The sequence below is a fragment of the Devosia sp. genome (assembly GCF_035944845.1).
Taxonomy (GTDB): Bacteria; Pseudomonadota; Alphaproteobacteria; order Rhizobiales; family Devosiaceae; genus Devosia_A.
This window is the reverse complement of the sequence record NZ_DASZAW010000050.1, coordinates 1-9,440: the sequence shown is the minus strand read 5'-3', so window position 1 is coordinate 9,440 and position 9,440 is coordinate 1. Positions and strand designations below refer to the sequence as shown.

Genomic DNA, 9,440 nt, shown 5'->3' with positions numbered 1-9,440 from the left:
GATAGGGAAGGATCAGCTTGTCCTTGATCGCCTGCCAGATGATGCGGGTCATCTCATCGCCGTCGAGATCGACGACAGGGTTGGCAACTTTGATCTTGGCCATGCGTAAGCTCCTCAGCGGCGCGGAAAATCTGATGCCGGGGCTAATAGCATGAAATCGGGCACGGGGAAGCGCCCCGACGGGCATTCTCCTTGCACCCCGAGGCGAACTGGTGGTGGCCACGATGGCGCCAACCAACCGGTCGTCATCCCGACGAAAGTCGGGAACCAGGGCGCGGGCTTCGCCACCATCACTCGTCCGGCCGACCTTGCTATCAAGGACCGGTGCGGCTCTCGCCTGACCAACGCTCTGAGCGGTGGGACCCCGCCTGCGCCGGATGACGGCCGATGGGAGGGGAGGCCGAGCCGATACCTGGCACTTGCGCGCAGCACCGTTGACACCGTGCATATACACACTATCTATCGGCGCATGGATGATTTCAGCCGGTGCATGGTTTCGAATACGCGGATGGCGGCGCGGGCAATTACGCGGCGCTACGATGCCTATACGCGGCCGTTCGGCATCACCTCGACGCAGTACTCGGTGCTCGGGCTGATCGTCGCTTCCGGCGAGCGCAACGTCAGCGAGTTGGCGGAGCGGCGCGGCTTCGAGCGGACGACGCTGACCCGGAATCTCGATCGGTTGGAGAAGATGGAGCTTATCGCTTCGCGTCCGGCCGAGCACGGCAATGGCCGGATCTGCTCGCTGACGCCGAAGGGCAGGGCGCTGGTCGACGAGTTGCTGCCGCTGTGGCGCAAGGCGCAGGCCGAGATCCGCGCGGAACTCGGCGCGGATGGCTTTGAGGATACCCTGATGAAACTGCAGCGGCTTGCCACCATCTAGACAGGCGCCGCGGCCACTGGTTTCGAGCAGTCCCGTGTAACTACACATAAGGAAGATAGTCCATGGTAACTCAGTCCGATCCGATCGTCGTTACCGGCATGGGCGTCGTCAGCCCGCTGGGCACCGGCGTCGAGACCGTGTGGTCGCGGCTCATCGCCGGCAAGAGCGGCATCGTCAGGAACACGCGGTTCGACGTGACCGACTATGCCGCCAAGGTGGCGGGGCTGGTGCCGACCACCGATACCGACCCGCAGGGTTTCGATCCGCTGACGGCAATCGACCCCAAGGACATCAAGAAGATGGACCTGTTCATCCAGTATGGGCTGGTCGCCGCGCAGGAGGCGATCAAGCAGTCCGGTTGGGCGCCTGAGACCGAGGACGAAAAGTCGCGCACCGCCACGGTGATCGGCACCGGCGTCGGTGGTTCGCCAGTCATGGCGCATGCGGTGGAAACGATCATCGAGAAGGGGCCGCGGCGCTTGTCGCCATTCACGGTGCCAAGCTTTCTTGCCAACCTCGCCGCGGGATGGATCTCCATTCGCTACGGCTTCAAGGGGCCGATCGGCGCACCGGTGACGGCGTGCGCGGCGTCCGGTCAGGCCATCGGCGACGGCATGCGGCTGATCCTGACCGGTGAAGCAGATGTGGCGGTGGTCGGCGGCGCCGAGGGTTCGGTCGATCCAATCTCGGTTGGCGGGTTCGGAGCGGCGCGAGCGCTGGCGACGGCGTTCAACGACGACCCCGAAGGCGCGTCGCGGCCGTTCGACCGCAAGCGCGACGGGTTCGTTCTGGCTGAAGGCGCTGCGGTGCTGGTGATCGAGCGGCTGAGTCACGCCAGGGCGCGTGGCGCGACGCCGCTCGCGATACTTTCCGGTTACGGGACATCGGCCGATGCCTACCACCTGACGGCCGGTGAGCCCGGCGGCGCCGGTGCCCAGGCGGCGATGCGCGGGGCCTTGCGGATGGCCGGACTGTCGCCGGGCGAAATCGACTACATCAATGCGCACTCGACATCGACGCAGGTGGGGGACGCGGCCGAACTGGCGGGCATCGGCGCCGTGTTCGCCAATCGTGGCAAGGACCTGGCGATCTCCTCCACCAAGTCGGCCACCGGCCACCTGATGGGGGCGGCGGGAGCCATCGAGGCGCTGTTCTCGATCCTCGCGATCCGCAATGGCATCGTCCCGCCGACGCGTAACCTCGAGGATCCGGATGTGGGCGCTGAGTTCAACCTCGTGCCGAAAGTGGCGCAGGAAAAGCAGGTTCGCCATGCGCTGTCGAACGCGTTCGGCTTTGGCGGGGTGAACGCGACGCTGGTGTTCTCCGCCGTCTAGGAACGGTCTTTGGGTGCTTTCGGCGATCTGGTCTTCTTGGGCTTTTCTGCCTTGAGGGGGCGCTGGGCGACTGCTGCTTCGGCGAAGCGGAGCCAGTCTTCCAGCGCCTCATCGTCCTCTATGGCGTCGCCGTCAACCCAGAAGAAGCCCGACATCACCCGGCCGTTGTGCACCATCTCGGTGGTGCCCGACCGGGCTTTTGCCGCCTCGTGATTGTCCTTGCCGACCGAAACCAGGATGCCGCCATCCTTCTTGCAGCCGACGAGAATGTGGCCGTTGAGGAGAAACGTCAGGCCGCCGAACATGTACTTTTCGGTGATGCGTGGATCGTCGCCGACCAGCATGCGGACGCGCTCGGCCAGGTGCGTCATCGTTTCGGAGTTCTTCATTTCGGGGGCAGGGTCTCCGCATAGGTGAGGGCATAAGCGATCCAGCGGGCGAGCGCCCCGTCGTCGGCCGTGCCGCCAGCGGCGACGGCAATGAAGCCGGTCATTGGCCGGGCTCCCATGTGCATCTGGTAGGCACCGGTCCTTGCGAGCGCCTCGGCCCGTTTCGCCGGATCGATGCGGACCAGCAGTTCGCCCTTGGCGGTGGTGCCGATGGCCATGTTGCCGCCGACCATGAAGCCGATGCCGCCGAACATCTTCTTTTCGACGAGACCGGGGGGCAGCAGCGGGCGCAGGCGATCGCCCATGGCGTCGGATGCAGCGCTCATCGAGGGGACTCCGGATCGCGATAGGTGGGGTGCTGCGGGAGGCCTTCGGGCAGGCTGTCCCATTCATGATGGCTGCGGGCAAAGATCAACTGGTTGGGGGCGAACCAGCCGGCGTCGGCGCCAAACAGGCCGACGGGCAGCATGCACAAGTCGGGGGCGCGGCTCGACTGAGCGTAAAGCGGGGTGCCGCAGGCGGGACAGAACCAGCGCGTGAGCGTCGCGCCTGAATGGGCCGGGCGGGCGAAACTGGCGGTAGGGCCGGCGATGGTGACATCCGCCCGGCGGGCCAGCGCGACGGTCGAATGCCCGGTGCCCGTCGCGCGCTGGCAATCCTCGCACGAGCATATGAACATCGAGCGGATGCGGCCCCGCACCGTAAGGGAAACAGCGCCGCAGGCGCAGCCGGCGCTGAGTTCGATCTCGGGTTTGGGGTTTGCGGTCATGCGCGTATGCTGACACCGAGGGTTTGCCATTCGCAAGTCGTCTGCTTGATCGTTCGCAGTGCCGGCTTTAGACGAACGGCATGGTCTACGCGCCTCACTATCCGATTGAAACCGAGCGCCTGTGGCTGCGGCCGTTCACGCGCGGCGATGTCGACGCGGTGTTCGCGTATCGGCAGCGCGAGGATGTGGCGCAGTACCTGTTCGATGGCCCGATGAGCCACGAGAGCGTCACCGAAGTGGTGCAGATGCGCGTCGGGCAGTACGAACTGGCCGGCGAGGGGGACAAGGTGTTCCTTGCGGCCGAACTCAAGGATCCGCAGCGGCTGATCGGCGAGGTGTCGCTGATCCTCAGGGACGGGCCGGCACGGCAGGCGGAAATCGGCTACATCTTTCATCCGGAGTTCCACGGACAAGGCTATGCCACCGAGGCGGCGCGCATGCTGCTGGAGATGGGGTTCGACGGCGCCGGGATGCACCGCATCTTCGCGCGCTGCGACGCGCGCAACGCCGGATCGTGGAAAGTGATGGAGCGGCTCGGCATGCGCCGGGAGGCGCATTTTCGTGAGCATGCACTGTTCAAGGGCGCCTGGGACGAGGAGTTCGTCTACGCCCTGCTGGAGGGCGAGTGGCGCGATCGCGCCGGGCGCTAAGTGCCGCCAACGACTTGGCTATTCCGCCCAGGTCAATGGATTTGGCAAGATATTTCAACGACTAAGGCGGAACCGCCATCAACCCGTCGCGTTGCTGGAGTAAGCAGCACCACGAGGGGAGGAGCGGAGATGGCGATGCCTGATTTTCCCATTGAGACCGAGAGGCTTACTCTCAGAAACTTCCAGAAATCCGACCTGGACGCCGTCATGGCGTACCATGCCTTGCCCGAGGTGCAGCGTTACCTCGACTGGAAGGCCCGAGACCGGGTGGAAGTGAAGGCCGCACTCGACGCCATGTGCGCGCAGCACCGGCTGACCCGGCCGGGCGACGCCTTGACCCTGGCTGTGGTACGCAAGGCCGACGACATGCTGATCGGGCAGATCTCCTTGCGCTGGACCGACGCAACGGCCAGGCAGGCCGAGCTGCGCTTTATCCTCAGCCCGGCGCAACGTGGGCAGGGCTATGCACGCGAGTCGGTACGCGCCATGCTGGATCTCGGCTTCAACGAGCTTGGGCTGCACCGTATTTTTGCTCGCTGCTCCGGACGAAACCAGCCTTCAGCCAAGCTGCTCAAGGATATCGGCATGCGACTCGAGGCGCATTTCCGCGAGCATGCGCTGTTCCAGGGGGAGTGGGACGAGGAGCTGCATTTTGCCATTCTCGATCGCGAGTGGCTGCGCGGCAGCAAGGTCAAGGAGCTGAACCACCACATGGTGGCCTGACGTCACGCGCGCGTAACGTTAAAGTCAACGGCATGCTCCGTCGACGTACGAAAACCGCATGGCTGGCATGCAATCGGCCTGACGCGAGTGAGGCTGCGTGTTCTACTTGTTTCTGCTGAGGCATCGCGTTTCGGCAGAATGCTGATTGAGGGGTCAGGCGTTCGGCGCGATGTCGCGATTGGACGCATCTGTAGAGGACCCCATGGACTTGACGCCAGCGGCCGGGGGCAGCCGCACCCCTCGGTTCTTATCGTTTCATGCACGCGACGTGCTGATCGTCGCCATTCTCGTCTTCGTCGCCGCCATCGCAGGCAGCCTGTCGCGGCCAGCCGGGTTCCTTGCCGCATTCTGGCCTGCCAACGCGGTGCTTGCCGGGGTGTTGGTGCGCTCGCTCCAATTGCGGACGCTGCCGGTGATCCTCGGGGCCGCAATCGGATACCTCGCGGCCGCCATGGTGGTCGGCGACAGTCTGCGGCTGGCGCTGGTGCTGACCGGCGGCAACCTCGTGGGCGTGCTTGCTTTCACCCTGCTGTTCGGGGCGCTCGATCCGGAGGATCAGGCGCTGAGCCGACCACAGGGGGTGATCTCCCTGCTGCTGATGACCTGCGCCGCGTCTGCCGCAGCCGGGATCGTCGGCGGCGTGGCATTGAGCGAGATCTCCGGCCGCAGTTATTTCGAGGCCTGGGCCGGCTGGTTTGCGGCCGAGCTGGTGAACTATCTCGCCCTCCTGCCGGTGATGTTGACAGTGCCGCCGCCATCGAAGTGGCTGCCGTTGCCCAGGCTCAGGCCCGGCCGGGTCTGGCAGGCACTACTGCCGGTGATGGGACTGGCGGCAGCAATCGGCTTGTCGCTGCTGGTGACACGTCCGATTGGCATCGTGTTTCCTGTTCCGGCGCTGATCTGGTGTGCGCTGACCCTGCCGCTGGCTGCCACGGCGGTGCTGGTAATGATCTATTCGGGCCTTGCGATGATCGGCATCAAGCTGGGGTTGTTCGATCTCGGGCTTGGCGCGGATGTCACCGGCGATGCGATCACTGCGGTGCATCTGGGGGTGGCGCTGGTGGCGCTGGGGCCGATGGTGATTGCCAGCGTCAACGCCGAGCGCCGCCGCCGCATCGAGCAACTGGAGCGGCTGGCGCGGCACGACTCGCTGACCGACGCCTTGACCCGCAGCACCTTCATGGAGGCGGGGACGGGGCTATTGGCCGAACTCCTCGAGGACGAGGCGGCGGTCGCGGTGCTGGTGCTCGATGCCGACAACTTCAAGCAGATCAACGACGTACACGGCCATCCCTCGGGGGATCGGGTACTGGTGGCGGTGGCGGCGGCAATCCGTACCGCCATCCGCCAGGGCGACCTGTTCGGTCGTATCGGGGGCGAGGAGTTTGCCCTGGTGCTGCCGAGGGTGAGCCGGCGTGAGGCGCAGGCGGTGGCCGAGCGGATGCGCAAGGCGGTCGCCAACCTGGCGGTGGTGCTGGAAAGCGGCAGCCTGCAGCGGATCACCGTGAGCATCGGCGTCGCATTTGATGCATCGAGCCGGACCGGGCTCTCCGAAATGGTTTCGCTCGCCGACCGCGCGATGTATGAGGCCAAGCGGGCAGGGCGCGACCAGGTGGTGATCTGCGACCTCGAGAATTCGGAACGCCCGCCGATGCAGTGAAACAAGGATGTAGGGCGCCGATGGCCGGAACCGACAAGTCGCAGGAATTCGTCTTCCGGCCGAGCCCGGCGATTATCCTGTGCGAGCCGCAACTGGGCGAGAATATCGGAACGGCGGCGCGGGCCATGGCCAATTTCGGCCTCTGGGACCTCAGGCTCGTCAACCCGCGCGACCCCTGGCCGAACGAGCGGGCTGTCGCCGCGGCGTCGCGGGCCGACCATGTCATCGACAAGGTGCGGGTGTTCGCAACGGTCGAGGAGGCGATTGCCGACCTGCAACTGGTGTTCGCCACCACGGCCCGCCGCCGCGACATGCAGAAGCCGGTCTATGGCCCGGAAGAGGGCGCGCAACGGATGATCGCGCAGATCAACGGCGGGGAGAAAGCCGGGCTGCTGTTCGGGCGGGAGAAATGGGGCCTCTATAACGAGGAAGTGGCGCTCGCCGACGCCATCGTCACTTTCCCGGTCGAGGCGGCGTTCGCCTCGCTCAATATCGCGCAGGCCGTGCTGCTGATGGCCTATGAGTGGCGGCAGCAGGCAGACAAGGGCGAGGTGCTGCCGTTCACTGGCGGGCTCGATCCGACGGCGCCGCGCGAGGAACTGATCGGGCTGTTCCTGCATCTCGAGCAGACGCTGGATCGTACTGGCTTCTTCAAGACCGAGGACAAGCGGCCGACCATGGTGGACAACCTGCGCGCTGCGTTCACCCGGGCACAGCTCTCGACCCAGGAAATCCGGACCCTGCGCGGGGTGATCTCGTCGATCGATCGGGCGCACCTGCGGCAGGGACGGAAAGCGCGGGAAGCTGAAGCAGCAAAGGCGACGAAGGGCGAAAGCTGACTTCGGCCGTATCGGACAGCACCCAAAGTATGCTTTGACGCCCCCGGCGCGGGCGTGGCATCAGGCTGCATCATGTCTTCTCCCACCTCCGCCGAGCCGTCCAAGCTCGCCTTCAGCTACCGGAACTTCCGCTTCTTCTGGCTGACCACGCTGCTGGTCAGCTTTGCGGTGCAGATCATGTCGGTGTCGATCGCCTGGCAGATATACGATGTCACCGGCGAGGCATTCCTGCTCGGGCTGGTGGGTCTGTCGCTGTTCCTGCCGGCGCTGGTGCTGATCCTCGTTACCGGGCTCACCGCCGACCGTTTCAACCGGCGGATGATCATGGCGATCTGCCTCGGGGTCGAGCTGCTGTGTGCGCTGGGTTTCCTCGCTTTCGTCAACGCCCAGGCGCACGAGGTGTGGCCGATCTTCGGCATTCTCGTCGTGCTCGGTACGGCGCGGGCGTTCTGGAGCCCGGCGGCGCAATCGCTGGCGCCGAACCTGGTGCCGCCGGAAGCGCTCGCCAACGCCATCACCACGAATATGTCGGCCTGGCAGTTCGCCTCGATCGCCGGGCCGGCGGTGGGTGGGCTGCTCTATGGCATCTCGCCCTCGGTGGCGTTCGGCACCGGCGCGGTTCTGCTGGTGATCGCCATGGGTTCGGTGTTGATGATTTCGAAGCCGCAGCACCGCGAGTCACACCAGGCGACCAGCCTCGAGACCATGCTGGCAGGGTTCCGCTACATCTTTTCCAACAAGGTGGTGCTGGGCGCGATCTCCCTGGACATGTTTGCCGTGCTGATGGGCGGCGCCGTGGCGCTGCTGCCGATCTATGCCAAGGATATCCTGCATGCCGGGCCGCAGGAGCTCGGCTTCCTGCGCGCCGCGCCGGGGATCGGGGCGATCGCCATGGCTCTGTTCCTGACGCGCTTCCCGATCCGCGACCATGCGGGAAGGCTGCTGTTCCTGTTCGTCGGGCTGTTCGGCGCCTTCACCGTGCTGTTCGGCTTTTCGACCACGGTGTGGATCTCGGTGCCGGCGCTGGCGCTGGTGGGGGCCTCGGACATGGTGAGTGTCACCATCCGCGAGACCATCATGCAGCTCTGGACGCCCGAGGAGGTGCGAGGCCGGGTGAACGCGGTGAACTCTGTGTTCATCGGCGCCTCGAACGAGCTGGGTGAGTTCCGCGCCGGCACGGTGGCGCACCTGATCGGTCCGGTACCGGCGGTGGTGATCGGCGGCTTCGGCTCGATCGCTATTGCGGTGCTGTGGAGCCGGCTGTTTCCGGGACTGCGCAATCAACGCACCCTCAACCGGAAAATGGTCTAGCCCGCTACGGGTTCGCACGAAATAATCTGAGTCCAGAACTTAAAGCGCCAAACAAGCGCCTTTGGGCTATTCCTTCCCGGTCTGCCGACATGGTCGGCTCAGACCGAGGGAGGAAAGGATGCCCCAGAACACCGACAACTATGTACTTAAGTGCCCTGAGAAGCTGACCAATCAGCCCAATGAGAACCGACCGAATGCACTGGCGACCGATGTGCACATCAACCAGACAGATGCGAGCGTCGAAGTCCTTGGCATCGGGGGGATCGACCCCAACAACCCGACCAGTCCACATGGCGTCGAAATCGACGGCAATGGCGTGATCGACATTACCGGGATCAATGTCAAACCCGGTGAGACGCTGACGGTAAGGCTGAAGCACAAGAAGAACAGCAAGCGCCTGCCACTGGTCTATCACTGGACCTATCCGACGGCCGTCGGGAATGGTGGCAACCAGACGCTGGCAATGCTCGATGACGAGAGCCCCGACACAGGAGTGGTCGCAAGCGCTGAACTGCAGGCCCTGCTCGAAGCCTTGCTCGAGGCGATCGGACCGATCGAGGGTCGCGTTCGCCGCAAGGAGCGCTAAGCGGCCAGGCGCCGCCGGCTCTCCCGACTAGCCCGCGGCGCTTGACTCCTGTGGCTTCCACCTCTATCACGCGCCCACTTGTCGAGCCTTCGGGCTCCTCGAGCGCACCCGGGATTCCCTGAAACCAGAGAATCTGTCGGTCCGTTCCGCAAGGACGGGCAGAGGAGGGCGCAATCACTTTCGACGATCTATGAAAGGATTCCGATGTCGAAGCGCGATTCAGTTAAGCACAAGATCGACCGCCGTCTTGGCGAAAACCTGTGGGGCCGTCCGAAGTCCCCGCTCAATAACCGTGC

The 9,440-nt window shown here is 65.0% G+C and carries 11 protein-coding genes and 1 pseudogene; 9 read left to right on the top strand and 3 right to left on the bottom strand.

Annotated features, from left to right (window positions below):
- The first annotated feature begins 490 nt into the window (after positions 1 to 490).
- Positions 491 to 883, top strand: a complete 393-nt coding sequence (locus VGV07_RS08250; protein WP_326868219.1) for a MarR family winged helix-turn-helix transcriptional regulator — start codon at positions 491 to 493, stop codon at positions 881 to 883.
- Between the two features lie 62 nt (positions 884 to 945).
- Positions 946 to 2,217 carry a beta-ketoacyl-ACP synthase II gene (gene fabF, locus VGV07_RS08245; protein WP_326868218.1) on the top strand — a complete coding sequence of 424 codons (1,272 nt, stop codon included), beginning with the start codon at positions 946 to 948 and terminating at the stop codon, positions 2,215 to 2,217.
- On the opposite strand, the gene VGV07_RS08240 is transcribed toward fabF, so the two are convergent.
- From VGV07_RS08240 to VGV07_RS08230, 3 genes are read right to left on the bottom strand one after another with little or no spacing between them, the layout of a single operon-like run.
- A complete protein-coding gene (locus VGV07_RS08240) occupies positions 2,214 to 2,606 on the bottom strand; it encodes a TfoX/Sxy family protein (RefSeq protein ID WP_326868217.1) in 393 nt (130 codons plus the stop codon). The two genes, fabF and VGV07_RS08240, sit on opposite strands and share 4 nt — an antisense overlap.
- Positions 2,603 to 2,932: a TfoX/Sxy family protein gene (locus VGV07_RS08235; protein ID WP_326868216.1), complete on the bottom strand. Its 330-nt coding sequence runs from the start codon at positions 2,930 to 2,932 to the stop codon at positions 2,603 to 2,605. The genes VGV07_RS08240 and VGV07_RS08235 overlap by 4 nt, the downstream gene beginning before the upstream one ends.
- Positions 2,929 to 3,375 carry a GFA family protein gene (locus tag VGV07_RS08230; protein ID WP_326868215.1) on the bottom strand — a complete coding sequence of 149 codons (447 nt, stop codon included), beginning with the start codon at positions 3,373 to 3,375 and terminating at the stop codon, positions 2,929 to 2,931. The genes VGV07_RS08235 and VGV07_RS08230 overlap by 4 nt, the downstream gene beginning before the upstream one ends.
- Positions 3,376 to 3,455: 80 nt before the next feature.
- On the opposite strand from VGV07_RS08230, the gene VGV07_RS08225 reads away from it, so the two are divergent.
- The 7 genes and pseudogenes from VGV07_RS08225 to VGV07_RS08195 form a co-directional block, all read left to right on the top strand.
- Positions 3,456 to 4,025 (top strand): GNAT family protein, encoded by a 570-nt coding sequence (locus tag VGV07_RS08225; protein WP_326868214.1) that lies wholly within the window; start codon positions 3,456 to 3,458, stop codon positions 4,023 to 4,025.
- A gap of 129 nt (positions 4,026 to 4,154) precedes the next feature.
- Positions 4,155 to 4,748, top strand: a complete 594-nt coding sequence (locus tag VGV07_RS08220; protein ID WP_326868213.1) for a GNAT family protein — start codon at positions 4,155 to 4,157, stop codon at positions 4,746 to 4,748.
- A 202-nt stretch (positions 4,749 to 4,950) separates the two neighbouring features.
- A complete protein-coding gene (locus VGV07_RS08215) occupies positions 4,951 to 6,408 on the top strand; it encodes a diguanylate cyclase (RefSeq protein ID WP_326868212.1) in 1,458 nt (485 codons plus the stop codon).
- 20 nt (positions 6,409 to 6,428) lie between these two features.
- Entirely contained in the window at positions 6,429 to 7,247 is an 819-nt protein-coding gene (locus tag VGV07_RS08210; protein ID WP_326868211.1) for an RNA methyltransferase, read from the top strand.
- 72 nt (positions 7,248 to 7,319) lie between these two features.
- On the top strand, positions 7,320 to 8,558 hold the full coding sequence (locus VGV07_RS08205; protein WP_326868210.1) for an MFS transporter: 1,239 nt from the start codon (positions 7,320 to 7,322) through the stop codon (positions 8,556 to 8,558).
- Positions 8,559 to 8,676: 118 nt separating this feature from the next.
- Positions 8,677 to 9,144 carry a hypothetical protein gene (locus tag VGV07_RS08200; RefSeq protein ID WP_326868209.1) on the top strand — a complete coding sequence of 156 codons (468 nt, stop codon included), beginning with the start codon at positions 8,677 to 8,679 and terminating at the stop codon, positions 9,142 to 9,144.
- A gap of 204 nt (positions 9,145 to 9,348) precedes the next feature.
- Positions 9,349 to 9,440: pseudogene (locus VGV07_RS08195) on the top strand (30S ribosomal protein S4); the annotation flags it as partial.

Excerpts from the sequence above, each read along its gene's own strand:
- VGV07_RS08250 (WP_326868219.1), top strand. The coding sequence starts at position 491 with ATGGTTTCGAATACGCGGATGGCGGCGCGGGCAATTACGCGGCGCTAC.
- fabF (WP_326868218.1), top strand. The coding sequence starts at position 946 with ATGGTAACTCAGTCCGATCCGATCGTCGTTACCGGCATGGGCGTCGTC.
- VGV07_RS08240 (WP_326868217.1), bottom strand. The coding sequence starts at position 2,606 with ATGAAGAACTCCGAAACGATGACGCACCTGGCCGAGCGCGTCCGCATG.
- VGV07_RS08235 (WP_326868216.1), bottom strand. The coding sequence starts at position 2,932 with ATGAGCGCTGCATCCGACGCCATGGGCGATCGCCTGCGCCCGCTGCTG.
- VGV07_RS08230 (WP_326868215.1), bottom strand. The coding sequence starts at position 3,375 with ATGACCGCAAACCCCAAACCCGAGATCGAACTCAGCGCCGGCTGCGCC.
- VGV07_RS08225 (WP_326868214.1), top strand. The coding sequence starts at position 3,456 with ATGGTCTACGCGCCTCACTATCCGATTGAAACCGAGCGCCTGTGGCTG.
- VGV07_RS08220 (WP_326868213.1), top strand. The coding sequence starts at position 4,155 with ATGGCGATGCCTGATTTTCCCATTGAGACCGAGAGGCTTACTCTCAGA.
- VGV07_RS08215 (WP_326868212.1), top strand. The coding sequence starts at position 4,951 with ATGGACTTGACGCCAGCGGCCGGGGGCAGCCGCACCCCTCGGTTCTTA.
- VGV07_RS08210 (WP_326868211.1), top strand. The coding sequence starts at position 6,429 with ATGGCCGGAACCGACAAGTCGCAGGAATTCGTCTTCCGGCCGAGCCCG.
- VGV07_RS08205 (WP_326868210.1), top strand. The coding sequence starts at position 7,320 with ATGTCTTCTCCCACCTCCGCCGAGCCGTCCAAGCTCGCCTTCAGCTAC.
- VGV07_RS08200 (WP_326868209.1), top strand. The coding sequence starts at position 8,677 with ATGCCCCAGAACACCGACAACTATGTACTTAAGTGCCCTGAGAAGCTG.